The organism is Myxococcus vastator, from assembly GCF_010894475.1.
Lineage (GTDB): Bacteria > Myxococcota > Myxococcia > Myxococcales > Myxococcaceae > Myxococcus > Myxococcus vastator.
In genome coordinates this window covers 1-25927 of the sequence record NZ_JAAIYB010000038.1, presented here as the reverse complement: position 1 = coordinate 25927, position 25927 = coordinate 1, and the positions used below count along the sequence as shown (strand labels likewise).

Here is a 25927-nt window from a genome sequence, read left to right as displayed (position 1 = left end):
CCCCAGCATAGCGGGCCTGAAATGCGGGCTTCGTAGTTGGAAGTAAGCTGTGCGAATCTGCGTGGCCATGGAGTTCCCGTTCGAAACCGGTGAGGGTGAAGGAGGGGAAGGAGGGACGCTCGCGTCGACGGTGCTGGTGGTGGATGACGAGCCCGTCGTGCTGGACATCTGCGCCCGCCTCCTGGAGCGAGATGCCGACCTGGTGGTGACGCTGGCCGCGAGCGCGGAGGAAGCCCTCCCGCTGCTGGCCGAGCAGCGCTTCGATGTCCTGGTGACGGACAAGAACCTGCCCGGCATGGGCGGCGTGGAGCTCATCGCCGAGGCGCGCCGTCTCCAGCCGTCCCTGGAAGCGGTGATGATTACCGGCTACGCCAGCTCCGAAAGCGTCGTCGCCGCCTTCGCCGCGGGTGCCAGTGACTACATCCTCAAGCCCTTTGACGACTTGCGGGTGCTGCGCGCCAAGGTGCGTGCCGCCCTGGAGCGCCGGACGGCGGGCCTGCTCGTGAGGGAGCAGGCGCGAGAGGTGGCCCGCGAGGCCGCGGCCCTCCTGGCCTCCGGACAGGACGCGCCGGAGCCCGCCCACGAAGCCCTGGAGGCGGAGCTGCGGGCCTACGAGGAAGCGGTGCGCCTGGGCCTCAATGGCCGGGTGGCCGTCGTGGGCAGCGCGAACACCGTCGCCGTCATGCAGGACGCCGGCTTCGACGCGGTGGAGCTGCCGCCCTACGCGCCCGAGCTGGAGCGCGTGGACGTCGTCATCGTGGAGACGGGCGACCCCCAGTGGCGCACGTTGGCCGAGCGCCTTCAGCGCAAGCCGCCCGACGTGCTCCTGCTCGCCAGTCCCGAGGCGGACCTGGGTGACTTGTTGGAGGCGATTACGCTGCGCATGGACCTGGTGGGCTTCGGCACCAGCCAGGGCGCCGTCGCGCTGCCAGAGAAGGTGCGCATGTTGCTGCTGCGCAGGGGCGTGCAGCGGGCGCAAGATCGGCTCGCCGCGGCGCTCGCCACCTTCCGGCAGAGCATCGCCGCGCCGCTCCCCTGAAGCCCTCCCGTCGAGGCGCCGGGCCCCGCAGGGCCGCCGGCGGCTGGCCCGCAAAGCAAAACGCCCACCTTCTTTTCAGAAGGTGGGCGTCTCAGTGTGACCCTGCCGGGATTCGAACCCGAGTTTGAGCCGTGAGAGGGCTCCGTCCTAACCGCTAGACGACAGGGCCAAAACTTGTTTCAGTCGCCGCTAACTGCCCGCGACTTCTACCTTTTTTCGTCTGCCCTCGTCAACCCTTTTGTTTCGTGCTGCCCAGGTTGCTTCGGACCGACGAGGACTACCACTGCGGAACTACAAGCTGGGGAACTAGGATTCGAACCTAGATAAGCAGAGTCAGAGTCTGCTGTCCTGCCGTTAGACGATTCCCCAAGGACCTGCTCGACTGCGGCGCTTCTCTACCAATACCACTTCGGGACTGCAACAACTTCGGTGCGGCGTTTACTTCTTCCTGCTCTTCGTCGTCGCCGGTTTCTTGGCGGGCCTGGCTGCCTGCTGGGTCGGGACGATGTAGATGCGAACCTCGTCGTTCGCCTCGTAAATGTTCAGCCCCGCGAAGTTCTTCCCCGAGGGGTTGGTGATGTGCACCGCCTTGACGCCCGGCTGGTTCACGATCTGCCGGCGGGGGTAACCGCTCGTCGAGTAGACCGCGCGGTAGTAGTCCAGCGTGCCATCGAAATCCCTGGGCGACCGGTAGCGATTCTCACCGACGCGCCTGGAGCCATCCGGCAACTGCGCGCCATTGACGACTTCGGCGCCCGCTGAAACCGCCCAGAGCGCCACCAGCGCCGCTCCGAGCGGGCGCGCCTTATAAAAACCGCGTTTCAGGCTGTCAAGGGCACGCATCATGGGTCCGAAAGATAGGGGCCTGCGCCGCTGACGTCCACCGCTACCTGCGCCTGACGCCTCAACCGCGCGTCAGCGCCGCGTCGATGCGCCGCAGGGATTCGTCGCGGCCCACCAGCACCAGCGTCTCGCCGATGCCCGGGCTGGTGGTGTTTCCGGTGAGCGCCACGCGGATGGGCTGCGCCACCTTGCCCATGCCGACGCTGGAGGCCTCGCTCACCTGCTTCACCACGCCGTCCAGCGCCTCCACCGACCACTCCGGCAGCGCGGCGAGCGTCTCGCGCACCTTGCGCAGCAGGTTGAGGGACTCTCCGGAGAGGTGCTTGGTGGCGGCCTTCTCGTCCAGGGTGATGCCGGAGCGGAAGTAGACGTTGGCCGCGGTGGTGGCGATGTCCTCCAGGGTGTTGGAGCGCTCGCGCAGCGTGCGCACAAGCGTCTCCAGCCGCGGGTCGCCCTTCGCCTGGACGCCCTTCGCCTCCAGGAAGGGGAGCAGCCGCTCCACCACGGTCTCCACCGGCAGCTGCTTCATCCACTGCTGGTTGAGCCACAGCAGCTTCTCCGGGTTCCACACGCCGGAGGTGGTGCCCACGTCGCTGAAGTCGAACCACTCGAGCATCTGCTCGCGGCTGATGACCTCGTCGTTGCCGTGGCTCCAGCCCAGCCGGATGACGAAGTTGAGCAGCGCCTCCGGCATGACGCCGTTGCGCTTGTGCACCATCACGTCCGCTTCCGGGTGCTTGCGCTTGGAGAGCTTCTCGCGGTCCGGGCCCAGGATGAGCGGCAGGTGGGCGAAGTCGGGAGGCGTCCACCCCAGCGCCTGGTACAGCATCAGCTGCGGGAAGGTGGAGTTGACGTGCTCCTGGCCGCGCGCGACCAGGGTGATGTCCATCAGGTGGTCATCAATGACGCACCCGAAGTTGTACACGGGGATGCCGTCCGCCCGCATCATGACCCAGTCATCCAGGTCGCTGTGCGTCTTGGTGATGGTGCCCAGCGCCTTGTCGGTGAAGGACACGGAGCCCTCGCCCGCGGGCATCTTGAAGCGGATGACGGCGTCCGAGGCGGCGCGGCCGGCGGGGGGCTCGGTCCGCTCGCGGCAGGTGCCCGGGTACTTGAACGCGCCGCCCGCCTTCTCCGCCGCCTGCCGCTGCGCGTCGAGGTCCTCCTTCGTGCAGTAGCACCGGTAGGCCTTGCCCTCGGCGATGAGCTGGTCGGCGTGCTTGCGGTAGGTGTCCAGCCGCTGCATCTGGAAGTAGGGGGCGTAGGGGCCTTCCTTCCCGGGGCCCTCGTCCCAGTCAATGCCCAGCCAGTTCAGCCCGTCCAGGATGGCCTGCACCGACTCCGGGGTGGAGCGGCCCTGGTCCGTGTCCTCCATGCGAAGGACGAAGGTGCCGCCCTGGCGCCGCGCCTGGAGGAAGTTCATCAGCGCCGTACGGGCACCGCCAATGTGGAGGTAGCCGGTAGGCGAGGGAGCGAAGCGGACGCGAAGGGCAGGAGGCATACGGGCGCGCGGATTAGCAGGGCGAGGATGGAGGGTCAACGCGGAGGGGCATTCCTGGAGTAAGTTGGATGGCCAGGGAGAACTCGTATGTCGATTCGTCAGGTAGTTCGCACGTTGCTCCTGGCTGTCCTCCTGGTGGGCGTGCCCGCGGCCGCCACCACCCAGCTCCGCGTGGACCTGTCCGGGCTCGCGGTAGGCGCGGACACCGTGGTCCACGGTGTCGTCCGGCGCGTGGAGAGCCGCTGGAGCGGCGACAAGATGCGCATCCTCACCGATGTCGAAATCCAGGTGACGGAGTCGCTCAAGGGCCAGCCTGGGAGCACGGTGCTCGTCACCCAGCCCGGCGGCCGCATGGGGGACATTGGCCAGGTGGTGCACGGCCTGGCGTCCTTCACGCCGGGCGAGGAGGTGGTGCTCTTTCTGCAGAAGCGCGGCCCGCGGGCCTTCCGCGTGTCCGACATGGCGCAGGGCAAGTTCCAGGTGAAGCGCGAGGGAAAGACGGCGCTGGCCGTCCCGGAGCCCACCGAGTCGCAGCTGCTGGACCCCGTCACCCGCAAGCCGGCCGCGTCCGCGCTCCAGGCCATGACGCTGGTGGCGCTGAAGGCCGCCATCCGTGAAGCCCTTGGGGAGCAGACGCCGTGATGCCGCTCGCGCCCCTGCTGCTGGCCATGGCGCTGGGCCAGACGGACCCCTACATCCGCAGCCGTGTCGATGCGGGTGACACGGGCACGCAGTGCCTCTACTGGACGTCCCCCCGCATCGTCTGGAACCAGAGCACCTACGGCAACCCGGACACGGCGGGAGACTCCGAGTTCGACGCGATTCGCGCCTCGTTCCAGAGCTGGCAGGACATCTTCGCCGAGTGCGGCAACCTCGCGTTGGTGGAGGGCCCGCGCGTGGACGAGCGCCAGGTGGGCTACCGGCGCCAGGGGGACAACACCAACCTGGTGCTGTTCCGCACCCGGGACTGCAACACCGTGGTGCCCGAGAGTGAGGCGTGCTGGGACGACGACACGTGCGCCAACACGTATGACTGCTGGGATGACGACGACAACACCATCGCCATCACCCTCACCACGTACGACGAGCGCTCGGGCATCATCTACGACTCGGACATCTCCTTCAACGCGGCGCGCTTCTCCTTCACGACGGCGACGTGCTTCCCCCCGACGACGACCCAATGCGTGGCCACCGACGTGCAAAACACCGCGACGCACGAGGTCGGCCACCTCATTGGCCTGGACCACACGCGCGCCAGCGGCTCCACCATGAATCCCAGCGCGCCGCCGGGCGAGGTGTCCAAGCGCGTGGTGGACTCGGGCTCGCGCGGCTTCGTCTGTGACGCCTACCCTCAGGGACAGGCCAGCCAGTCGTGCCTCCACCCGGTGACCTCCATCGACCTGGGGCCCAAGGCCGGAGGTTGCTCCGCGGCGGGCCCGGGTGGGGCGCTGGCCCTGGTGGCCGTCTGGTCGCTGTGGCTGGCGCGCCGCCGTCGTCACGAGGAGGCGGTCCGGTGAGAAAGGCACTGGTGCTCGCGGCCGCGTGTCTGGCCACCTCCGCCCAGGCGCAGCGGGGTGAGGAGCCGTCCTATCGCCGCACCATTGTGCCCGGGCACCCGCTGTGCCTGCTGTGGCCGGTGCGTGAGTACGTCTACCACCTGGACGCGGCGGGCAGCTCGCGCACGCCAGGAGACTCCGAGGTGGCGGCCATCGAGGCGTCCTTCGACTCGTGGCGGCGCGTCTCCGACGGGTGCAGTGACTACCGGTTCACCCGGGGCGAGGACCGGCGAGCGCCCATCGCGGTGGGCTACGACGAGACGCGCCCCCGGGAGAACTACAACATCGTCACGTTCCGGGAGACGGCGTGCCACGAGGTCGCCCCGGCGGACGATGCGTGCTGGACCGAGGAGAGCTGCGGCAACGTCTACCGCTGCTGGGAGCATGGGTCCGGAACGATTGGCCTCACCACGTCCACGTTCTCCTATCGGGACGGGCGGGTGTTGGACTCGGACATCGAGCTGAACGCGTCCCAGCCGGCGGGGGGCTACAGCTTCCTCTTCACGACGGTGGACTCGCCGGTGTGTGAGGGCGAGCCCTCGGTGGACTGCGTGGCCACGGACCTCCAGAACACCATGACGCACGAGATTGGCCACGTGGTGGGGCTGGACCATGTCTTCGTCCCGGGCGCGACCATGGAGGCCACCGCGCCGCCGGGGGAGACGCGCAAGCGCGTCATCGACTCGGGGTCGGCCGCCGGGTTCTGTGACATCTACCCGCGTCACCTGCCGCCCACCCAGTGCTTCGTGCGGGAGGGCGCGGGGTTCGCGTTGAAGGCGGACGGCCGGGGCAGCGGCTGCGCGGCGGCGCCGGGACCGGTGGCGCTGGGGCTGGTCGCGCTCGTCCTGACGCGTGTGCGGCGGCGCGCGGTCCGCGCCGCGGCGTTCCTCCGGCGGGATTAGGGGGCCTGGCGTGGCCGTCGCATTCTTCGACCTGGACAAGACGCTCATCGCCGCCAACTCGGGCTCGCTGTGGATTCGCCGCGAGCTCGAGCTGGGGCACATCTCCCGCTTCCAGGCGCTGCGCGCCAGCCTCTGGATTGCCCGCTACCACCTGGGCTTCGTGTCCATGCAGGACGCCGTGGCGCGCGCCATCGCCCAGCTCGCCGGAACCCCCGCGAAGCCGCTCCAGGAGCGCACCGCCGTGTTCTACGAGGAGCAGGTTCGGCCGCTCTACCGGCCCGGCGCCTGGGCCGTGCTGGACGCGCACCGGCGCGCCGGGGAGCGGCTCGTCCTGCTGACGTCGTCCACGGGCTACCTGTCGGAGCTGGTGGCGCGGGAGCTGGGACTGGACGCGGTGCTGTGCAACCGCTTCGAGGTCGACGGCGCGGGCCTCCACACCGGCCGCGCCCTGGGCACCATCTGCTTCGGCCAGGGCAAGCGCGTCTGCGCCGAGGCCTACGTGCGCGAGGCGGGTGTGGCCCTGTCGGCGTGCGCCTTCTACACCGATTCGTATTCGGACCTGTCGGTGATGGAGGTCGTGGGGCGGCCCGTGGCCGTTCACCCCGACCACCGGCTGCGCCGCCACGCCCGGAAGCGGGGCTGGCCGGTGGTGGACTGGGGCGTACCACCCGGCGGCGCTGTGCCGGCCGTTCCGCCCGCGCCGCCCGTGGTGCCGTCCACCGGACCCTGATTCGCACCGGGTCCGGCGGGCACGTCAGCGAGGCCTCCTCAGCGGCGCGGTGCCACCAGGCGCATGCTGAAGGTGTAGTCCACGTTCACCGGGTAGCCCTTGTAGACGATGGGCTTGTAGGTGCGGGACGCGAGGGCCTCCAGCACCACGCGCTCCATGTGGGCCACGGCCTTGATGGTCCGGCACTTCTCCACGCGGCCCTGCTGGGTGATGGTGCAGCGGACAATCATCACGCCGCTCGACTTCGCGGCCATCGCTTCGCGCGTGTAGATGATGTCCTTGCCCTGGCTGACCATCTCCGGGCGAGGCATGTCCTCATTATAGGGGAGCACGTCGCCACGCGCGGAGGCCACCGCCGCGTTGGAGAGGACCGGCAGCGCCAGCCCGGCCGTCGAGCCCCTGGCAGGAGCCGCGTCGGTTGCCGAGGCCGTGGCGCCTCCCACGGCCGCCGCGATGGGGAGCTCCGCGGCGGGCGAGGCCGTGGGGGCGAGCAGCACCGGCGCGGACATGCCGCCTGGCGTGGCCACCGGCTCCTCGACCTCCTCCGCCGTCTCATCCGCGCTCACGGAGGCCACCCCGACGTGCCGGCCGCCGCCCCGGCGCTTCTGGAGCTTCTGCGACAGCACCACCTCGCCCGTGCCGCCCGTGACGACGGTCTCCATCTGGTAGCCCTCCATCGCGAAGGTCAGCTCCACCGTGACGGAGCCATCCTGTCCCGCCGGAATCTCCAGGGTGAGGGGCGTGACGCCTCGCTCCTTGCCCCGGTAGAAGACGCGGGCGCCGGAGGGCTGGCTCATCAGCTTGAAGCGGACCTTGCTCGCGTTGGCGGCGGCAGCGGGCTCGGCGGCCGGCTCCGCGGCGGGCGCGGCGGCGACGGGCGCCGGGGCCTCCGCCTGCGGCGCGGGGGCCGGCGGTGCCGCTTCCTTGTTGGCCATGAAGAACACCGCGCCGCCCGCGATGAGGGCCGCCACGACGAGGCCGCCCAGGCCGCCCGTCAGCAGCGTGCGCTGCCGGGCGCGCTCGACGTCCTTGGGCACCTCCACGCTGATGTCCACCGCCAGCGTGTCACCGGACTCGGTGTTGTTGCCCACGTTGGAGAACAGCGCGGGGGACGGGTAGGGGCCCGTCGTCGTCGCGCCGCCGGGCCGCTTGAAGATGCCGCTGTTGCCGCCCGCGGCCATGCTCGCCTCGCGCAGGCCCTCCAGCAGCTCGTCCATCGTCTGGTAGCGCCGCGCCGGATCCTTCTCCAGGCAGCGCCGCACCACCGCCTCGATTTCCGGCGGGATGTGGAGGTCCGGGCGCACCTGCTGGAAGGTGGGCGGGGCTTCCTTATAGTGGGCGAAGATGAGCTCGATGTGGTCGCGCGCGATGAACGGCGGACGCCCCATCAGCATCTGGAAGAGCACGATGCCCAGCGAGTACACGTCGCTGCGCGCGTCGGTGGCGTTGCGCGCCTGCTCGGGCGCCATGTACTGCGGCGAGCCCAGGAACGTGCCGTTCTGGGTGATTTCGGGGGAGAGCTGCCCCTCCTGGGGCGCCGCCACCGACTTCACCAGCCCGAAGTCCAGCACCTTGACCAGGTCCTGATCCTGCTCGTTGAGGAGCATGATGTTGGCTGGCTTCAGGTCGCGGTGGATGATGCCCTGGCTGTGCGCCTCGCGCAGCGAGCGGCAGATCTGCTGGGTGACGGAGATGGCGCGGGACCACGACAGGGGGCCGACCTGCCCCAGCACCTGGGCCAGCGTGCGGCCGTCCAGGTACTCCATGGCGATGAAGAAGATGCCGTCGTCCGTCTGCCCGTAGTCGATGACGGTGACGGTGTTGGGATGGCGCAGCTTGGACGTCAGCGACGCCTCGCGCAGGAAGCGCTTCTGGAAGCCAGGGTCCCGGCTGCTGGGGAAGCTGGGGTTGAGCACCTTGATCGCCACCACGCGCTCGAGCGGTGCCTGCAGGGCCCGGTAGACCCGGCCCATGCCTCCGATGCCCAACGGTTCCAGGATGCTGAAGCGGCCGTTCAGGGTCCGCCCGATGAGCGGATCCGCGCCCGTTCCAGTGGGTGCCTCGGGATTCGGCGAGTCGCCCTTGATCATTCGTAGCCCCAGACAGCAAGCAACATCGGTTCTCCAGAAGTGTCGCCGCACTTCATCAAACCATACCTGCCGCGCGCTTCGCACCAGGGGGTTGTCCGATCCAGCACGTCTGACGCCTTCCGTTGCCGCCATCACTCGTCATTCGTGTGAGAGTGAATGCCGGTTAGCCCGCATTGACGCTTCTTTGTCTGACAGACTAGCGTGCTCAAATCCCGCGCTTCAGTGACAGGCGGGAGTTCCCCTGATGGCAGACACAGCAGATAATTCCATGGCCGCGCAGTCGCGCCGCCTCTCCGTCGAGGAGCGGCTGGGTCAGCTCGAGACGGAGCAGGCCCGGCTGCGCCAGGAGCTGGCGTCGCTGGCGGGTGAGCTGCGACTGCCGGGCATGTACCTGGCGGTGGACGCGGCGGGTACCAGCGCGCTGCTGGACGCGGAGACGGTGCGGGAGGTGGTGCGGCTGGTGGAGCTGGAGCCGCTGCCCGGGGCGCCCGCGCACGTGGCGGGGACGTTCGTCTACCGGGGCAGCCCGGCCGTCGTCGTGGACCTGGCGGCGCTCCTGGGGGTGAAGCGGGAGGCCTCCCTGGATGCGCACCTGGTGGTCTGCGGTGGCGGCGCGCGCACGGTGGCCGTGCTGGTGGACCGCGTGCGCGACCTGGTGGAGTCCCCGGTGCTGGTGGACGGGACGCCGGATGGGGCGTCGCCGCTGCCGTGGGATGCCAGCGGGCTGATGGCGGGGCTGTGCCGGACGCCCGAGGGCGTGCGCCCGTTGCTTCGGACGTCCGCGGTGCTCGTGGGGCCGGAGGCGCCGTGAGCGAAGGGGTGCTCGACGACGCGACGCTGGCCCGGGTCGAGGACGTCCTCCAGTCGGCCTGCGGGGTGACGTTGGCGCGCAGCCTGCGCCGCTCGCTGGAGACGGCGCTGGGCCGTGCCGCGCGTTCGCGGGGCCTGGCTCCCGACGCCTTCCTGCGCAAGCTGCTGGTGCGCGAGGCCGCGGCGGTGGAGTGCTTCATCGAGCACGCCGTCATCGGCGAGACGTACTTCTTCCGTCACCCGGAGCACCTGCGCACGCTGGCGCGCCTGGCGCAGACGCACCCGGCCCCGTGCTTCCAGGTGTGGAGCGCGGGCTGCGCCAGCGGCGAGGAGCCCTACAGCATCGCCATGGCCCTGCTGGCGGAGGGGCTGCCCGAAGGCCGCTTCCGCGTGCTGGCCACGGACGTGTCGGGGCGGGCGCTCCAGCGCGCGCGGGACGGCGTGTACGGCCCCTGGTCCCTGCGCCGCATCGAGCCGGAGCTGGAGAAGCGGTTCCTGGTCGCCAGCGGCGACGACGCCTCCGTCATCCCCCAGGTCCGGCGCGCCGTGGAGTTCCGGCGCCACAACCTGGCCGTGGACCCGCCGCCCTTCATGGGCCTGGGCGCCATCTTCTGCCGCAACGTGCTCATCTACTTCCCGACCGAGCTGGCGCGGGAGGTGCTCAAGCGCTTCATCGCCGCGCTGGCTCCCGGCGGGCTGCTCTTCGTCTCTCCGGCGGAGGTGCCGCTCACCAATGGCCTGGGCCTGGAGACGGTGGACGCCGAGGGCAGCGTGGCGCTTCGGCGCCCGGTGCCGGGCGCTCCGCGCGCCGTGACGTCCGAGGCGCGGCTTCCTCGCCTGGGGGCGGGCCGCAATCAGGTGGCCTCGGCGGTGCCGCCAGCCGGGTGGTCTCAGGCGCTGGACGCTTCAAGGGCGCGCCGCGCGCGCGTGCCGCCCCGGGGCGCGACGCCGTCCACGGAGGGAGGGCCGCTGACGTTCGACACGTCCCTGGGCGCGCCCGGGACGTCGCGTCCTGGGTGGGCCGCGTCCACGCCAGCCTCCGCCGCGCTGGCCGTACCGCGGCCCGTGGCCGTGGACGCGTCCCTTGCCGTGGAGGGCCCTCCCCTGGAGCGCGCCATCATCGCCGCGCGCGCGGGCCACTTCGAGGCGGCGGAGGCGCTGGCGCGCGAGGCCGCGAAGGCGCTGGTCCCCGAGGCGTACCTGCTGCTCTCCATGGTGGCCGAGGTTCGTGGCGACCTGAACGGGGCGGTGGAGGCGATCCGCAAGGCGCTGTACCTGGAGCCCCGGCTGGCGCAGGGGCACGCCACGCTGGTGGCCCTCTACGGGCGGATGGAGCGGCGCGAGGACGCGGAGCGCGCGCGGCAGAACGCCCTGCGCGCGCTGGACGGACTGGATGATGAACACCCGCTGCGTGGGGTGGAGACGATGACGGCCGGCGGCCTGAGGCAGGCCCTGGCGCCAGTCGAGCAGGCTGGCTGGCATGGCGTGCGCTGACAGGCGCGCGCTCCGCACGAGGTGGGAGGCAACGTGGACGTCAAAGAGACGCACCTGACACCGCCGGGCCGCGCGCCGGGGAGCAGGCTCAGTCTGCGGATGAAGATCCTCGCGCTCACCGGGGCGACGGGGGGGCTGGTGGCCGTCATCCTCATCACCACGACGTGGATGCAGATGGGCGATGCGCTTCGCAATGACCTGTCCCGCCGCGCCAGCTCGGTGAGCGTGGAGCTGGCGAAGACGCTGACGCCCCTGCTGGGCACGAGGCGCGACCCGGAGCGGCTCCAGGAGCTGGTGCAGGGCGCGCTGAGCCTGGGCCCCGAGGTCGCCTATGTCCGCGTCCATGACGCGGACGGCGTCCTCCTGGGCGAGTCCGCGGCGGAGCGCTACGTCGGCGAGGCGCAGGCTCCGGCCTCCGTCGAAGGCGATGCCTCGGTGCTCCGCCGCAGGTCCGTGAAGGGCACGGGCCTGGTGGAGACGACGACGCCCGTGCTCGCGGCCGGCTCCACCGCGCACCTGGGCACCCTCCAGCTGGCGCTCCATGAGGAAGGGCTGAGCCAGACGCTGCGGGAGGCCACGCGCTTCACGGCCATCATCAGCCTGCTCGTGCTGGTGGCCTGCCTGGTGGCGGCATGGATTGTGTCCGGGATGCTCGTGGTGCCGCTGGAGCGGCTGGCGCGCGCGGCGGCGGGCATCGCGGCGGGGGATTTGCGCCAGCAGTTGGACCTCCAGGGCTCGGATGAGATTGGCGACGTGGCGCGCAGCTTCGCGGTGATGACGGACGCGCTCTCCCACCTGCTGCAGGACCTGCGGAGCGCGGCGGCGGAGATGGAGCGCGAGGCGGCGGGCGTGCTGGCCACCTCCACCCAGCAGTCGGCCATGGCCCACCAGCAGGCCTCCGCCATCAATGAGACGAGCACCACGGTGGCGGAGATTGCCCAGACGTCCAAGCAGGCCACGGCCTACGCGGACTCGGTCATCTCCCAGACGCAGAAGTCCGAGGCCCTCAGCGCGGAGGGGCAGAAGGTCGTCGGCGAGAGCGTCTTGGGCATGGAGAACCTGGGCGAACAGGTGAAGGCCATTGCCCTGTCCATCACCGACCTCAGTGAGCGCACGATGCAGATTGGCGACATCATCGGCACGGTGAAGGACGTGGCCGAGCAGTCCAACCTGCTGGCGCTCAACGCCTCCATCGAAGCGGCCAAGGCCGGGGAGCAGGGCCGGGGCTTCGCGGTGGTCGCCACGGAGATGCGTACGCTGGCGGAGCAGTCCCGCATCGCCGCGGAGCAGGTGCGCGGCCTGCTCAACGAGGTGCAGAAGGGGACGCGGCAGGCGGTCAGCGCCACGGAGGAGGGCAGCCGCCGGGCGCAGGCGGCCATGGAGCTGGCGCGCGAGGCGGGGACGACCATCCTGGGCCTGTCGGAGGTCATCCGCGAGTCGTCGGGCGCGGCGCGGCAGATTGCCGGCAACACGCGTCAGCAGACCATTGGCGTGGAGCAGATTTCCACGGCCATGAGCGAGCTGACGTCCGCCATGGGAGACTCGGTGGAGAGCACCCGGCGCATCGAACAGGTGTCAGGCAACCTGACCAATCTCTCGAAACGGTTCTCGGACCTGGTGGGTAGGTACCAGTTATGAACGCAAAGGTGCTCATCGTCGAAGACACGAAGACCATCACCAACCTCCTTCAGGTGTACCTGATGGGGTGGGGGCTGGAGTTCTTCGACGCGCCGAATGGCGCGATTGGACTGACCAAGGCGCGGGAGCTCAAGCCGGACCTCATCATCTCCGACGTGCAGATGCCGGAGATGGACGGCTTCGCGCTGTGCGCGGCGGTCCGCGCGGACCGGCAGCTTCACGACACCCCTTTCATGATGCTCACCTCGCTGAAGGACGACGCGAGTCGGCAGAAGGGCAAGCTGGTGGGGGCCAGCGCCTTCCTCAACAAGCCGGTGTCCGTGGACGACCTTCGTTCGAAGGTGCGCGACATCCTGAAGCTGCCCGCGACCCGGTACTGAGCGCATGTCGAAGGACGACGCCAAGATGGATTACGCCGGGCTGCGACGCCAGCTCACCGAGGCGCACGCGCTGCTGGACGGCAAGCAGGGGGTGAGCCCGGAGAAGCGGCGCGAGGTGCTGAGCGCCCGGGCCCGGGCCCTGGCCGAATCCCGCCACGAGGAGCGCCAGGAGGTGCTCTCCGTGCTGGCCTTCACCGTGGGCGGCGAGCGCTATGCGGTGCGAATCGAGCACGTGGACCACGTGATTGAAGCGCGCGGCATCGCCTCGCTGCCCGGTGCTCCCCGGCACGTGCTGGGGGCGCTGGTGAGCCGCTCGCGGGTGGTGCCGGTGTTGGACCTGCGCCAGCTCCTGGGGCTGGAGGGCGGCGGCATGTCGGACCTCGGCAAGGTGGTGGTGGTCGAGGCGGATGACAGCGAAGAGGGGTTCGGGCTGGCGGCGGAGTCCGTCGAGGGGCGCAAGGAGTTGCCGAAGGGGGAGCTGTCCCAGCCTCCGCCCGGGCCCTTCTTGTTCCTCACGCCGGACCGGCTGACGGTGTTGGACCTGGAGCAGCTCGGGGGCCCGTCCGCCACGCGGCCCGAAGGGGAGTAGGCACGCGCCATGGATCCTCAGCTCTTGCGCAGCATCTGGCCGGTGTTCTCCGCGGAGACGCGCGAGCAGATTCAAGCCATCGGGTCGAAGGTGTTGGGGCTGGAGGGCCCGGCGCAGGGGCGTGAGCCGGACCTGCTCCCGTCGCTCAAGCGGCTGGTCCACAGCCTCAAGGGCTCCGCGGCCAGCCTGGGCCTGGACGACATCGAGCAGGTGGTGCACGCCATCGAAGACGGGCTGGCCACCTTCAACCAGGAGGAGCGGCTGCCCCGCGACCTGGTGGAGGCCATGCTGCGCGGCCTCTCCGCCATCGAAGGCGCCATGGCCCGTGGCGACGCCGGCCAGTCCCCCGTGGTGGAAGGCCTGTCCTCTCTGCTGGCCGCCCTGGGGCACGAGTCCGCGGAGGCCGTCCCCCAGACGGAGGCCTCGGGCGCGGCCGCGCAGGGGCTGGAGGTGCTGGACCTCCTCGAGGCGGGGCTGAGCGCGCTGTGCTCGCCGGACGTGCCGGACCGGGCCGCGGTGGTGCGCACGGCGGTGGAGCGGGCCCGCACGTTGAAGGCGTCCGCCGAGTCCGCCGGGGCGCAGAAGGTGGCCACGCTGGCGGAGGCCGCGGCGCTGGGCTTCACGCGCATGGAGCCGGGCGGTGACTCCGCGGGGCTGGCCGCCGCGGACGTGGCTGGCACGCTGGTGGAGCTGCGGACGGCGTTGGAGGCCGCGGGTGGGGCAGGGGCGGTGGCGCGCGCCGTCCATGCGCTGCGCGAGTCGCCGGTCCCCGCGCCCGTGGAAGGCGCGGCGGCGCAGGGGGCCCCGGCCGCGGTGGCCACGCCGGAGTCCCGTGGACCGGCGGACCAGACGGTGCGCGTGTCGGTGAAGACGCTGGAGTCCATCGCGCTTCAGGTGGAGCTGCTCCTGGCCGGGCGCGCGCAGCAGACGCGGCGGGGCGCGGCGCACCGCGTGTTGATGGACGGCATGCGCGAGGTGCTGATGCACCTGGAGCGCGCGTCGGCGCAGCTCGCGATGGCGGGCGGCGGTCCCGCGCTGGAGCCGCTCCGCGCGGGCGTGACGCAGATGCGCGGGCTGCAGAAGCAGCTCCTGGAGCTGACCAAGGAATCCCACCGCGACGGTGAGCAGCTCACGCTGGTGGCCCAGGTGGCGCGCGATGACCTGCGCGACCTGCGCATGGTGCCGGCCTCGCAGGTGCTGGAGCCGCTGCGGCGCACCGTGCGCGAGACGTCCGCGCGGCTGGACAAGCAGGTGACGCTGGAGCTGACGGGCGGCGAGGTCCGGTTGGACCGGCGCATCCTCGACGCGCTGAAGGACCCGCTGCTGCACCTGGTGCGCAACGCCATGGACCATGGCCTGGAGTCCACCGAGGAGCGGCGGGCCGCGGGCAAGCCCGAGGCGGGACGCCTGACGGTGCGGGTGGAGCCCCGGGGCCCGCGCATCGCGGTGGTGGTGGAGGATGACGGCTCCGGCTTGTCACCCAGCCGGGTGCGCGCCACGGCGGTGCGGCGGGGGCTGCTGCCGGCCGACGAGGCGGAGAAGCTGTCGGACGCGCAGGCGGCGCGCCTCATCTTCCAGCCGGGCTTCTCCACGCGGGAGCAGGTGACGGCGACGTCCGGGCGGGGCGTGGGCCTGGACGTGGTGCAGGCGACGGCGCAGCGGCTCCAGGGCTCGGTGGACGTGGCCTTCACGGCGGGGCGGGGGACGCGCTTCACCGTGGACCTGCCGCTGACGCTGGCCGCGGCGCTGGGGTTGCTCGTGCGCACGGGCACCACGGTGTCCGCCATTCCCTCCGACAGCGTGAATCGCATCCTCCGGCTGAACCCGGATGACGTGGGCACCGTCGCGGGCCGCGTGGTGGCGCGCCTGGACGGGGAGCAGCTCACGTTCCTGCCGCTGGCGGAGGCCATTGGCCTGCCCCGGCTGCCGCTGGCGCTGGACTCCGGCAAGGTGCAGGCCGCCGCGCTGCTGACGGTGGGCGAGGACAAGGTGCTGTACGCTATCGACGAGGTGGTGGGGCAGCAGGAGATTGTCGTCCGCTCGCTGGGGCGGCACCTCAAGGGCGTGCGGCACCTGGCGGGCGCGGCGGTGCTGGATGACGGCCGCGTGGTGCCGGTGCTCAACGCGGCGGAGCTGGTGCGCGCGGCGCGGCCGGAGACGCGCTCGGTGGCGCGTGAGACGACGCGGCCGCGCATCCTCGTCTGTGACGACGCGCTCACCACGCGCTTCGCCATGAAGTCGCTGCTGGAGATTGCCGGCTACCCGGTGGTGACGGCGGCGGATGGTGAAGAGGCGTGGGGCATCCTGGAGCGCACGCCCTGCCAGCTGGTGGTCAGCGACTGGCAGATGCCCCGGCTGGACGGCGTGGGGCTGGCGCGGCGAATCAAGTCGCACCCGCAGCTGCACCGCACGCCCATCATCCTGGTGACGTCGCTCGACAGTCCCGAGGACCGCGCCGCCGGTCTGGAGGCGGGCGCGGACGGGTACCTCGTCAAGCGCGAGGTGGAGCGAGGCCGCCTGCTGGAGCTGGTGCGCCAGCTGCTCCCCGCGTCCTGACGGCGGCGCGCCTCACGCGTCGCGAGGCGCCACGGGCACGGTGTCGTCCACCGGCAGGTGGACCACCCAGCCGTTGCCGGTCTCCTCCGGCAACGAGAGGCCGCCCCGCAGCCGCTGCGTCAGGTGCCGCAGCAGCGTGACAGTCTTGTCCGGCAGCGCCTTGCCGCCCCGGAGGGTGACGCGCAGCTGCCACACGCCCGCGTCCCCCGCGGCCTCCACGCGCACCGCCGCGGGCGCGCCCGCCGCCGCCACCGCGCGGGCCAGCGTGCGCACCAGCAGCTCCACGTCATCCCGGGAGCCGGAGATGGCCACGGGCCGGTCCGGAAGCGTCAGCGTCGTGTCCACGCCGCGCTGGCCGCGCGCGGCGGGGATGAAGGCCGTGCGCAGCATGGGGCGCAGGTCCGCCACGCCCTCGTCCCGCACCTGCGCCAGCCGGCGGTCGATGATGGCGCTCTGGTCGTCCGCCGAGCGGCGCAGTCGCTCCAGGTAGCGCTGGATGGGGGCCGTCAGCCCGCCCGCCGTTCCCTTCAGCATCATGTCCACGTATCCCTTGATGACCATCAATGGTGTCCTGAGGTCGTGTGAAGCCCGGGAGCGCCGGTGCTCCTGGTTCACCACCTGCCGCTCCAACCGCCGCTGCGTCTTCAGCAGATGCACGTGCCGCGCCGCCGCGTCCGACTCGCGGGCATGCGCCGCGAGCAGCACGGCGCCGAACGCCGACAGCCGCGCGAGCACCCGCGCGTCCCGGCCGGTGGGCCGTTCGGGCCACACCACCAGGGCCGGCCGACGGCTCACCCTTCCCCGGACGCGCGTGGCCGTGACGACCCCCGTCGCCGCGACGCAGACGCGCCCGTCATAGAAGGCCGCTCCGGAAGCGCCCGTCATCCGCTGGGCCTCGCGCACCAGGGACTCCAAGCCCGCACGCGCACCACAGCGGAAGGCACGCTCGGCGACCGCCGCCAGCGTCTGTTCCACCCCTGCATCGGACTCGTTGCCGATGCGCCACCCCGTCCAAGCACCTGCCAGCACGCGGGAAGGTATGGGCACGCCACGCACGCGCCGCAACACTGCCCAGGGTGGGAGCCGGGCTGCCACGAATCGGAAATCCTTTTCCCTTCAGGGCGTGTGATCCCCCCACTTTTTACCGTCAGGGGGAACGGAGCCGCCGCGCAACCCCGCTCAACTCCTGAGAAACAGCCCCTGGCCAGGCACTTGCTAACGGCATCCGGCACGGGTGGCGGAAGGGGCGAATGGGGACTCTCGATTACTACGCGGCGATCGCTCGACTTGCACCAGGCGCACTGGCGCGCAGCGCGGTGCGGCGTGTCCAGGGGGTGGCGCGGCAGGCGCTCTATCGTCGGCGCGAGCGCGCGGACGAGGTGCAGCTCCTCGAGTGCTACGGGGCGGCGGATGGCGCGGAGCTGGTGGAGCTGGCGCTGGGCCAGCGCACCTCACGCATCTGGTGTGAAGTCTCCCAGCGCGCGTCGGTGCTGGAGGCGCTCGCCTCGGTGCCCGGCGGCCTGGAGCGCGCGCGGGCCCGTGCCCAGGCCGCGCTTCGCCAGGAGTGGGACATCTTCGGCACCCCGGTGGCTTTCGGCGAGGGCCGTCCGGTGGACTGGTCCTTGGACCCGGTGAGCGGCCACCGCTATCCGGTGGAGCCCGTGGAGCGCCTGTCGCTCGCCGTGACGGGGAGCGACCCGAAGTACCCGTGGGTGATGGGCCGGCTCGACAGCGTCGTGGCGCTGGGCCAGGGCTACTGGGTGGAGACGGCCGCGGACGTGCGCGCGCGACTGGCGGACGCCTTCGTGGCGCAGGTGCTGGACTTCCTCCAGGCGAACCCCGTGGGGCAGGGCGTGCACTGGGCGTGCGCCATGGAGGTGGCGCTGCGCGCCGCGAACCTGGCGCAGGCGCTGGCCATGTTCTCCGCCGCGTCCGCGGTAGCCCGGCCGGACTTCCTGGTGCCGGTGCTGAGCGCGCTGGCCGAGCACACCGCCTGGGTGGAGGCCCACCTGGAGGACCGCGGCGCGGTGCCCAACAACCACCTGGTCTCCAACTACGTGGGCCTGTTGGTGGTGGGCCTGCTCTTCCCGGAGCTGCCGGGCGCGCCGCAGCAGGTGTCGCTGGCGGTGGGGGGGCTGCGCGAACAGATGGAGAAGCAGGTGCACCTCGAGGGCACGTCCTTCGAGGGCTCCATTCCCTATCATCGCTTGTCGGTGGAGCTGTTCACGCTGGCGTACCTCGCCGCGCGCGGCGCGGGTGTGCCGCTGGGGCCCAGGTACGAGTCCCGGCTGCGTCGCATGTTCCACGCCGTGCGCGCGTGGTGCTCCGAGCAGGGCCTGGCGCCGCAGATTGGCGACAACGACTCCGGCCGCGTCTTCCCGCTGCGCGAGCGCGAGGACAACGCGCACGGCTATCTGGTGGGCCTGGGCGCGGCGCTCTTCGGCGATGCGGGCCTGGGCGGTGGCGAGCTCGTGGACGAGGCCGCGTGGCTGCTGGGCCGCGCCGGGCAGGCGCGTTTCGCCGCGCTCGCGCCCGCGCCCGCGCCCGCGTCGGTGAGTTATCCTGAGGGCGGTTTTCACATCTTGCGCGGCGCGGGTGTCGTTATCACTGTCAGCGCCGGCAAGCAGGGACAAGGCGGAGTCGGGGGACACAGCCACAACGACAAGCTTTCTTTCGAGCTCCACGTCGACGGGCGTCCCGTCATCGTGGACCCGGGCACCGGCACCTATACGCGTGAGCCCGCGCTGCGGAACTGGTTCCGCGGAACGGCCGCGCACAACACGGTGCAGGTGGATGGCGCGGAGCAGGCGCCCCTGGACGCGGCGCGGCTGTTCGCGCTGCCGGAGGAGGCGCGGGCGCGGGTGGTGGCCTTCCTGCCGGGGAAGTCGGTGGACAGGTTGTTGGTGCGGCATGACGGCTACCGCCGGCTGGCCGCGCCCGTGGGAATCGAGCGCACGTTCCGGCTGGACCGGGGCGAGCGCGCTCTGGCCGGACGTGATCGCTTCGTGGGCATGGGCCGGCATGACGTGGTGGGCAGATTCCATCTGCCAGATGAACAGGCGCGAGTGGTGTCGCCTCAAGCGCAGGTCCTGTCACGCGCGGGTCGTGTGATGGAGGAGCCGGTGTCGTTCGAGCCGCTCGTGGTGGAGCTGGGCCCCGAAGAGGCCCCGCTCGCCTGGGTGGTGCTGGAGCAGGGACTGAGGGCGCGGTTGGTGCCGTCGAAGTATTCGCCAGGGTACGGCCGGGTGGTGCCGTCGCTGGCGGTGGAGTTCCGGGGGCAGGTGACGCCTCCGGCGTGGCTGAGGTGGGTGGTCGTTTTCCGCTGAGTGTCGGGTCGGGATGTGACCGTTTCAACGGCACGTCGCATGAGGAGAGGTGAGGACGATGAGGGTGATGGTGAGCAGCCCGCTGCTGGAGCGCATCAAGAAGCGGGACGCGAGGGTGGGTGTGGTCGGACTTGGCTACGTCGGTCTTCCGCTGGGCATGGCGTTCGCGGAGGCGGGCTTCCCCGTCATGGGGCTCGACATCGACAAGCGGAAGATTGACAAGATTGAGAAGGGGGAGAGCTACATCAAGCACATCCCCAGCGCTCCGCTGTCGGAGCTGAGCAAGTCAGGCAAGCTGAAGGCCACCACGGACTTCGCCAAGGCGAAGGACATGGACTGCGTCATCATCTGCGTGCCCACGCCGCTCACCGCGTCGCGTGAGCCGGACATGAGCTACATCATCCAGACGGGGGAGGCGCTCGCGCCGCACGTGCGGCGAGGACAGCTGTTCATCCTGGAGTCCACCACGTACCCGGGGACGACGGAGGAGGTGCTCAAGCCGCTGCTGGAGAAGAACGGCCTCAAGGCGGGCGAGGACTTCTACCTGGCCTTCAGTCCCGAGCGTGAAGACCCGGGCAACAAGAGCTTCAACACCAAGACGATTCCGAAAATCGTCGGGGGCTACTCTCCCGCGTGCTCCGAGGTGGCCGCGGCCCTCTACGGCAGCGCGCTGAAGGAAGTGGTGCCGGTGTCCTCCACCCGCGTGGCGGAGCTGACCAAGCTGCTGGAGAACATCTTCCGCTGCGTCAACATCGCCATGGTCAATGAGATGAAGATGCTCTGCGACCGCATGGGCGTGGACGTGTGGGAGGCCATCCAGGCGGCGAGCACCAAGCCCTTCGGCTTCATGCCCTTCTACCCGGGCCCGGGCCTCGGTGGGCACTGCATCCCCATTGACCCGTTCTACCTGACGTGGAAGGCGCGCGAGTACGAGTTCCACACCAAGTTCATCGAGCTGGCCGGCGAGGTGAACTGGCAGATGCCGTACTACGTGGTGCAGCGCACGATGGAGGCGCTGAACAAGAACAAGCAGACGCTCAACGGCGCGAAGGTCCTCTGCCTGGGGGCGGCGTACAAGAAGGACATCGACGACATGCGTGAGAGTCCGTCGCTGCGCATCTTGACGCTGCTGGCGGAGAAGGGCGCGGACCTGTCGTACCACGACCCGTACGTCCCGGAGCTGCACAAGGGCCACGGCTTCAACATGGAGATGAAGTCCGTGCCGCTGAATCCGGAGACGCTGGGCCAGTACGACGCGGTCCTCATCCTCACGGACCACTCGGACATCGACTACGCCATGGTGGTGGACCGCTCGAAGGTCGTCATCGACACGCGCAACGCCACCAAGGGTGTCAGCAAGGGACGTGAGAAAGTGACGAAGGCCTGACAGTCCTTCGCCGCCCGCCCGGAAACCGACCCTCCGGGCGGGGGGCCTCTCGTTCACGGATTCCGCCTTCGCGGCGTCCGTGAGCGCGGAGCTGCTCGTATCGTGGAGGGGATGGGCTAGTGTCGGGGCCGTGCAACCCCTCCTCCAAAACGTGTTTCCCCTGCTGGCACTCTCGGCGCTGCTGACGGCGGCGGCGCCCGTGCCGGATGCGCGCGTGAAGCTGCTCGAGGCGATGTCCACCGAGCTGGCGCGCAACCACCAGCAGCTGAAGATGCAGAACCACGAACCCCCGTACTTCATGAGCTACCAGCTCAAGGACTACGAACAGCACGCGATTTCCGCGCGCTACGGGGCGCTGTTCATGGACGACGGCTACCGCGAGCGGAAGCTGTACGTCGACGTGCGCGTCGGTGACTACGACTTCGACAGCTCGGTGGCGGAGGGGCTGGAGTTCAGCTTTTCGACCAAGGGCACCAGCTACGTGTCGCGCAAGGAGGGCCCGCTGGACGACTCGCCGCTGGCGCTGCGCACGTCGCTGTGGCTCATCACCGATGAGAAGTACAAGTCCGCGCTGTTCCAGTACCTGAAGAAGAAGGGCGAGGACGTCTACGCGGTGGAGGACCCGAAGCGTCCGCCGTCCTTCACGCGCGAGAAGCCGGTGAAGCACGTGGCGCCGCCGGTGGAGGCGCCGTTCGACCGCGAGCGCTGGGTGAAGGTGGCCCGCGACGTGTCGGCGCGCTTCAACGCGCACCCGGAGCTGTTCGACTCGGAGGTGCGCGTCACCAAGGACAAGGTGACGCGGCTGTTCGTGTCCTCGGAAGGCAGCCGCATCATCACCGAGGAGACGCTGTACGGCCTGCATGTCTCCGCCGTCACCCGTGCGCCGGACGGGCAGCTGCTGGACAACTCACGCAACTTCTACGTGCCCGCCGAAGCGGGGCTGCCGGACGCGGCGCGCCTGAACAAGGCGGCGGATGACGTCATCCGGGAGCTGCTGGCCCTGCGCGCAGCGCCCGCCATCGACCCGTACACGGGCCCCGCCATCCTCGCGCCGGAGGCGGCCGGGGTGCTCTTCCACGAAGCGGTGGGGCACCGGCTGGAGGGAGACCGGCAGGAAGGTGACAACGAGGGCAAGACGTTCAAGGGCCAGGTGGGCAAGCAGGTGCTGCCGGCGTTCATCTCCATCCACGACGACCCGACGCGGCGCGTGCTCCAGGACGAGCCGCTCAACGGCTACTACCTCTTCGACGAGGAGGGCGTGCGCGGCCAGCGGGTGACGCTGGTGGAGAAGGGCGTGCTGCGCAACTACCTCCAGGGGCGCCGGCCGGTGGAGGGCTTCCTCCAGTCGAACGGCCATGGCCGCAGCCAGGGCAACCTGAAGCCGGTGGCGCGCATGGCGAACCTGCTGGTGGAGAGCACGCATGGCGTGAGCGACGCGGAGCTGAAGAAGCGCCTGATTGCCGAGGCGAAGCGTCAGGGCAAGCCGTTCGGCCTCATCATCCGTGACATCACCGGGGGCAACACCAACACGTCCGGCTACGGCTACCAGGCCTTCAAGGGCGTGCCGCGCATGGTGTACCGGGTGGACGTGAAGACGGGGAAGGAGACGCTGGTGCGCGGCGTGGAAATCGTGGGTACGCCGCTGTCGGCGGTGAACCGCATCCTCGCCTCGGGGCAGAAGCCCGGCATCTTCAACGGCTTCTGCGGCGCGGAGAGCGGCAACGTCCCGGTGTCCACCGTGGCGCCGGCCATGCTGCTCCAGGAGCTGGAGCTCCAGCGCACCATGGAGGGGAAGGACCGCCCGCCGATTCTCACCAGCCCGGCGGCGCTGGAGTCCCCGGCGGCGAAGCCGTAGCGCTCGCGCCTTCAGTGCCCCAGCCGCTCGTGGGCGGTCGCCAGCACGCCCTGAAGCCGCTGGGGCTCGAAGGGCTTGGTGAGCAGCGGGTTCTTCACCTGCTTGAGGAAGCGCTGCATCTCCACTGAGAAGACGCCGCCGGACATGAAGACGATGCGCTCGTGCAGGCCCGGCCACGTCGCGCGCACCGTCTCGTAGACGTCCATGCCGGTCAGCTCCGGCATCATCAAGTCACAGAGGATGACGTCGAAGTCCGGGGTGGCGCGCAGCCGCTCCAGGGCTTCCCGGCCGTTGGCCGCGGAGACCAGCTCTTGGCCGCGCATGAGGCGGCGGAGCAGGTCCACCACCCGGGGCTCGTCGTCCACCACCAGGATGCGCCGGGCGCGGTGCGTGGGCGCGGCTTCGCGTGAGGCCACCTTTGGCTCGGGCCGCGCGGCGCGCCGCAGCGTCACCTCCACGGTGGTGCCCTTGCCGGGCTCGCTGTGCACGCGGAGGTCTCCGCCCAGCGACGTGACGATTTCGCGGCAGATGGGCAGCCCCATGCCCATGCCCTCGCCGCGCGTGGTGAAGAAGGGGTTGAAGACGTGGGGGAGAATCTCCGGCGGGATGCCCCGGCCGGTGTCGGCGACGGACAGCACCACCGCGTCGGTCTCCTCGCGCAAGGAGAGCGTCAGCTGATTCTCGGAGACGCGCCCTTCGGGAAAGGCCTGCGCCGCGTTGACCACCAGGTTGAGGACGACCTGGCCCAGCTTGGTGGGCGTGCCCAGGACGGGAGGCACGTCCGGCCCATAGTCCCGCACCACGCGCGCCCGGTGGCGCAGGTGCGTCGCCGCCATGCGCAGCGTGCGCTCCAGGACGGCCGGGAGGTCCACGGGCTCGTCGGCGCGGGTGTCACCCTGGGAGAGGGCGCGGAGGTCCGCCACGATGCGCCGGATGTGCCGCGCGCCTTCCAGCGCCTCCTCCAGTACCTGCTGGCACTCGTCGGCCAGCGGGGCGGGCAGGGTGTGGCAGGGAAGCCGCTGCCGCAGGTACTCGATGTTCCCCATCGTGTACGCGAGCGGGTTGTTGATTTCGTGCGCCACCCCCGCGGCGAGGAGGTTGAGCGGATTCGTCCGCTGCTCGCGCCCCTGCTCCATGCTCAGCCGGGCGGACCGCTCCTCACGCGTCAGGGCTTCCCTCGACAGCAGCGCTTCCAGTTCACCCCGCACCTGCTGAAGGGCGGCCGTCTCACGCTGGAGTGCCTCGCGGACGTCCGAGGGAAGGTCCGCGCGCGCAGGCGGCGCCAGCTGCTCCAGCGCGGCGAGCGAGGCCCGCATGCGCTCCAGCAGCGTGTGTCCGTCCGACGGCGCCCCGGACCGAGGCTTCGGCGTGTCCTCCTGCTCCATGGTGTGCCCCTCGAACCAGGGCCGACGACGCCCCGCGGCTACCAGTTTCCCACTTGGTGAGAAATTTGTTCGTGCCTCTATACACTGCATCCAGTGTGCACTTTTGAAAAATGCAGGGACGCAGCAGCGCCTCACTGAGGGGTAGGTAAGGGTACGATGGGCATGGGGCTCGCGGGCCGGGGACGCGCCGGGTGGAGCTGTCTGGCGCCCTTGAAGCCGCGCAGGCGCACGTAGCGGCGGAAGTCCTGGAGGAAGCTCTCCTGGGGGACGCCCACGGCGCGCTGGAAGGCGCTGTCGAAGTCCGGGCCCTGGCTCATGCCGCGCAGCACCTTCCGGATGGTGTCCTCGCCATAGCGGCGCGCCAGGAAGGTGAAGGCGTGGTGGGCGGCGCCATACACGACGCCGCTCTCGGACTGGTAGAGCGCGTCGGCTTGCGACAGGGGGTCGGCGTTGGGGTGCTGGCGCCAGTAGTGCTCCAGGTCGTCCAGGCTGGAGACGCGGTAGCCCTGTTCGGCGGTGTAGGAGGCCATGCCTTCGCGGAACCAGAGGGGAATCCGCTTGCGCGTCCAGCCGAGCCGGTCCGAGGCCACCTGGTACATGAGGCTGTGGGTGAGCTCGTGCAGCAGCAGCTCGTCCACCTGGCGCTGGCTGGCGCCTCGGGACGTCCAGGTCCGAGGGCTCTGCAGCTCGATTTGCTCGTAGCGCGCCCAGGCGCGGAGGAAGTCATGGCCCGGGCGGTTGGCGGCGCGCTCCAGGGCCGCGTGGTTGGGGTGGACGACGATGGTGACGGTGTCGTCGAAGGTGCCCCAGCGCTGGAGCCGGGGAAGGGCGCGCTCGACGGCGAGCCGCACCTGGACGGCCGCTTCGGCGTCGCGCGGCTGGTATTCGACGTCGATGCCGGTGCCCCTGCCGGCGAGCACGCGGGCGCTCTGGGAGGCGGCGCAGCCGGTGAGAAGACTCAGGACGAGCAGCCCCGCTGCCCAGCCGGGACCACCGCGACGCAACCTTGCTGCGGGTGACGCCTGACTCACTCCGCACCCAACCAGCGCAGCACCGCGCGTCCGACATCGGCCACGGTGGAGAAGGACTCCACTTCGGGCGCGGGCGGGCCGAAGTAGAGCACGGGCACGGGGTGAAGCGTGTGTCCCCGCGTGGAGAGGTCCTCCACGTTGCCGTGGTCGCTGCAGACGAGCACCCGGGCGTCGGCGGGGCGTGTGGCCACGAGCGCGCGGGTGAAGGCGTCGAACGCGTCCAGCGCGGCCAGGGCGGCCGTCCAGTCCTGGGCGTGGCCGGCCTCGTCCGCCAGGTAGTGCTCGAAGAAGGTGAAGTCCGTGCCTGCCGCGATGTTCCAGAACACGGCGGCGGCTTGCTCGGGCGAGCGCTCCGGCGCGGGCAGGCCGTAGGCACGGGCGCTGGCGCCGGTGATGTCGTGGGTGAGGCCGTCCCCGGCGCGGGCGTCATCGAGCGTCCGCAGGGGGATGCCCCCCGCGGCGAAGGCCAGCTTGGAGGCGGAGGGCTTCACCTTGCGGAGCGACTCCGGGGACAGGACGAACTCCGGCGGGGACGTGCTGGGCCGGCGGGGAACCCCCAGCGCGTCCAGATAGGGGGCGGGATAGGCGTTGGCGAAGGTGGCGGTGCGGCCCGCCGCGCCCAGCCGCCGGATGATGGAGCGGTCCGCCATCAACCCCCGGAGCGGCGCGTTGGGGTAGCCGAGGACGTGGCGGCCCAGCAGCACGGGGGCCGGGTCTCCCGTCAGGATGGCCGTCTGATTGGACGCGGACTGGGGCCGGCCGGGGACGCCGAAGGTGGTGTCCGTGGGGATGCAGCGGCCCGCGTGGGGCAGGGG

At 70.7% G+C, this 25927-nt stretch carries 21 protein-coding genes and 2 tRNA genes; 14 read left to right on the top strand and 9 right to left on the bottom strand.

The window, feature by feature from the left end; all coding sequences use genetic code 11:
• The first annotated feature begins 67 nt into the window (after positions 1–67).
• Positions 68–1039: a response regulator gene (locus G4D87_RS06320; RefSeq protein ID WP_240358051.1), complete on the top strand. Its 972-nt coding sequence runs from the start codon at positions 68–70 to the stop codon at positions 1037–1039.
• Positions 1040–1136: 97 nt separating this feature from the next.
• Here G4D87_RS06320 and G4D87_RS06315 read toward each other — a convergent pair.
• The 4 genes from G4D87_RS06315 to gltX form a co-directional block, all read right to left on the bottom strand.
• A tRNA-Glu gene (locus tag G4D87_RS06315) sits at positions 1137–1208 on the bottom strand.
• A gap of 129 nt (positions 1209–1337) precedes the next feature.
• Positions 1338–1408 (bottom strand) — tRNA-Gln (locus G4D87_RS06310).
• A 69-nt stretch (positions 1409–1477) separates the two neighbouring features.
• On the bottom strand, positions 1478–1885 hold the full coding sequence (locus tag G4D87_RS06305; protein WP_163779955.1) for a hypothetical protein: 408 nt from the start codon (positions 1883–1885) through the stop codon (positions 1478–1480).
• A 58-nt stretch (positions 1886–1943) separates the two neighbouring features.
• The gene (gene gltX, locus G4D87_RS06300) at positions 1944–3383 is read right to left on the bottom strand and encodes a glutamate--tRNA ligase (protein WP_163779952.1); all 1440 of its coding nucleotides are present in this window, start codon (positions 3381–3383) and stop codon (positions 1944–1946) included.
• A gap of 87 nt (positions 3384–3470) precedes the next feature.
• Between gltX and G4D87_RS06295 the strand changes: the two genes are divergently transcribed.
• From G4D87_RS06295 to G4D87_RS06280, 4 genes are read left to right on the top strand one after another with little or no spacing between them, the layout of a single operon-like run.
• A complete protein-coding gene (locus G4D87_RS06295; RefSeq protein ID WP_163779950.1) occupies positions 3471–4025 on the top strand; it encodes a hypothetical protein in 555 nt (184 codons plus the stop codon).
• Complete coding sequence (locus G4D87_RS06290) at positions 4022–4900, top strand: myxosortase-dependent metalloprotease, MXAN_2677/MXAN_2678 family (protein WP_163779948.1); 879 nt, start codon at positions 4022–4024, stop codon at positions 4898–4900. Before G4D87_RS06295 ends, G4D87_RS06290 begins: the two co-directional genes overlap by 4 nt.
• On the top strand, positions 4897–5841 hold the full coding sequence (locus tag G4D87_RS06285; protein ID WP_371928491.1) for a myxosortase-dependent metalloprotease, MXAN_2677/MXAN_2678 family: 945 nt from the start codon (positions 4897–4899) through the stop codon (positions 5839–5841). The genes G4D87_RS06290 and G4D87_RS06285 overlap by 4 nt, the downstream gene beginning before the upstream one ends.
• Before the next feature lie 10 nt (positions 5842–5851).
• Positions 5852–6571, top strand: coding sequence for an HAD family hydrolase (locus G4D87_RS06280; RefSeq protein ID WP_163779944.1), 720 nt, complete (start codon positions 5852–5854; stop codon positions 6569–6571).
• 38 nt (positions 6572–6609) lie between these two features.
• Here the strand turns inward: G4D87_RS06280 and G4D87_RS06275 are convergent, their stop codons facing one another.
• A complete protein-coding gene (locus tag G4D87_RS06275) occupies positions 6610–8661 on the bottom strand; it encodes a TonB family protein (protein WP_163779942.1) in 2052 nt (683 codons plus the stop codon).
• Positions 8662–8905: 244 nt separating this feature from the next.
• On the opposite strand from G4D87_RS06275, the gene G4D87_RS06270 reads away from it, so the two are divergent.
• Genes G4D87_RS06270 through G4D87_RS06245 form a run of 6 tightly spaced genes read left to right on the top strand, consistent with a single transcriptional unit; the run spans position 8906 to position 16128 of the window.
• Positions 8906–9472, top strand: a complete 567-nt coding sequence (locus G4D87_RS06270; protein ID WP_163779940.1) for a chemotaxis protein CheW — start codon at positions 8906–8908, stop codon at positions 9470–9472.
• Positions 9469–10965: a CheR family methyltransferase gene (locus G4D87_RS06265; RefSeq protein WP_163779938.1), complete on the top strand. Its 1497-nt coding sequence runs from the start codon at positions 9469–9471 to the stop codon at positions 10963–10965. Before G4D87_RS06270 ends, G4D87_RS06265 begins: the two co-directional genes overlap by 4 nt.
• A 21-nt stretch (positions 10966–10986) precedes the next feature.
• Positions 10987–12603, top strand: a complete 1617-nt coding sequence (locus G4D87_RS06260) for a methyl-accepting chemotaxis protein (RefSeq protein WP_163779936.1) — start codon at positions 10987–10989, stop codon at positions 12601–12603.
• Positions 12600–12983 carry a response regulator gene (locus G4D87_RS06255; protein ID WP_163779934.1) on the top strand — a complete coding sequence of 128 codons (384 nt, stop codon included), beginning with the start codon at positions 12600–12602 and terminating at the stop codon, positions 12981–12983. The genes G4D87_RS06260 and G4D87_RS06255 overlap by 4 nt, the downstream gene beginning before the upstream one ends.
• A 4-nt stretch (positions 12984–12987) precedes the next feature.
• Positions 12988–13572 (top strand): chemotaxis protein CheW, encoded by a 585-nt coding sequence (locus tag G4D87_RS06250; RefSeq protein ID WP_163779932.1) that lies wholly within the window; start codon positions 12988–12990, stop codon positions 13570–13572.
• A 9-nt stretch (positions 13573–13581) separates the two neighbouring features.
• Complete coding sequence (locus G4D87_RS06245; RefSeq protein ID WP_163779930.1) at positions 13582–16128, top strand: hybrid sensor histidine kinase/response regulator; 2547 nt, start codon at positions 13582–13584, stop codon at positions 16126–16128.
• A 12-nt stretch (positions 16129–16140) separates the two neighbouring features.
• Here the strand turns inward: G4D87_RS06245 and G4D87_RS06240 are convergent, their stop codons facing one another.
• Positions 16141–17157 carry a sensor histidine kinase gene (locus G4D87_RS06240; RefSeq protein WP_240358050.1) on the bottom strand — a complete coding sequence of 339 codons (1017 nt, stop codon included), beginning with the start codon at positions 17155–17157 and terminating at the stop codon, positions 16141–16143.
• 305 nt (positions 17158–17462) lie between these two features.
• On the opposite strand from G4D87_RS06240, the gene G4D87_RS06235 reads away from it, so the two are divergent.
• The 3 genes from G4D87_RS06235 (at position 17463) to G4D87_RS06225 (ending at position 22696) form a co-directional block, all read left to right on the top strand.
• Positions 17463–19454 (top strand): heparinase II/III family protein, encoded by a 1992-nt coding sequence (locus G4D87_RS06235; protein WP_163779974.1) that lies wholly within the window; start codon positions 17463–17465, stop codon positions 19452–19454.
• A 67-nt stretch (positions 19455–19521) separates the two neighbouring features.
• On the top strand, positions 19522–20841 hold the full coding sequence (locus tag G4D87_RS06230) for a nucleotide sugar dehydrogenase (protein WP_163779973.1): 1320 nt from the start codon (positions 19522–19524) through the stop codon (positions 20839–20841).
• A 79-nt stretch (positions 20842–20920) separates the two neighbouring features.
• Positions 20921–22696, top strand: coding sequence for a TldD/PmbA family protein (locus G4D87_RS06225; protein WP_163779928.1), 1776 nt, complete (start codon positions 20921–20923; stop codon positions 22694–22696).
• An 11-nt stretch (positions 22697–22707) separates the two neighbouring features.
• Here G4D87_RS06225 and G4D87_RS06220 read toward each other — a convergent pair whose 3' ends face one another.
• The 3 genes from G4D87_RS06220 to G4D87_RS06210 all read right to left on the bottom strand — a co-directional run.
• Entirely contained in the window at positions 22708–24081 is a 1374-nt protein-coding gene (locus G4D87_RS06220) for a hybrid sensor histidine kinase/response regulator (RefSeq protein WP_163779926.1), read from the bottom strand.
• 131 nt (positions 24082–24212) lie between these two features.
• Positions 24213–25112 (bottom strand): gluzincin family metallopeptidase, encoded by a 900-nt coding sequence (locus G4D87_RS06215; protein WP_163779924.1) that lies wholly within the window; start codon positions 25110–25112, stop codon positions 24213–24215.
• Positions 25109–25927: metalloenzyme (locus tag G4D87_RS06210; protein ID WP_163779922.1), on the bottom strand; the 819-nt coding region annotated here is incomplete at its 5' end. The genes G4D87_RS06215 and G4D87_RS06210, both read right to left, overlap by 4 nt.

Excerpts from the sequence above, each read along its gene's own strand:
- G4D87_RS06320 (WP_240358051.1), top strand. The coding sequence starts at position 68 with ATGGAGTTCCCGTTCGAAACCGGTGAGGGTGAAGGAGGGGAAGGAGGG.
- G4D87_RS06305 (WP_163779955.1), bottom strand. The coding sequence starts at position 1,885 with ATGATGCGTGCCCTTGACAGCCTGAAACGCGGTTTTTATAAGGCGCGC.
- gltX (WP_163779952.1), bottom strand. The coding sequence starts at position 3,383 with ATGCCTCCTGCCCTTCGCGTCCGCTTCGCTCCCTCGCCTACCGGCTAC.
- G4D87_RS06295 (WP_163779950.1), top strand. The coding sequence starts at position 3,471 with ATGTCGATTCGTCAGGTAGTTCGCACGTTGCTCCTGGCTGTCCTCCTG.
- G4D87_RS06275 (WP_163779942.1), bottom strand. The coding sequence starts at position 8,661 with ATGATCAAGGGCGACTCGCCGAATCCCGAGGCACCCACTGGAACGGGC.
- G4D87_RS06270 (WP_163779940.1), top strand. The coding sequence starts at position 8,906 with ATGGCAGACACAGCAGATAATTCCATGGCCGCGCAGTCGCGCCGCCTC.
- G4D87_RS06255 (WP_163779934.1), top strand. The coding sequence starts at position 12,600 with ATGAACGCAAAGGTGCTCATCGTCGAAGACACGAAGACCATCACCAAC.
- G4D87_RS06250 (WP_163779932.1), top strand. The coding sequence starts at position 12,988 with ATGTCGAAGGACGACGCCAAGATGGATTACGCCGGGCTGCGACGCCAG.
- G4D87_RS06245 (WP_163779930.1), top strand. The coding sequence starts at position 13,582 with ATGGATCCTCAGCTCTTGCGCAGCATCTGGCCGGTGTTCTCCGCGGAG.
- G4D87_RS06230 (WP_163779973.1), top strand. The coding sequence starts at position 19,522 with ATGGTGAGCAGCCCGCTGCTGGAGCGCATCAAGAAGCGGGACGCGAGG.
- G4D87_RS06220 (WP_163779926.1), bottom strand. The coding sequence starts at position 24,081 with ATGGAGCAGGAGGACACGCCGAAGCCTCGGTCCGGGGCGCCGTCGGAC.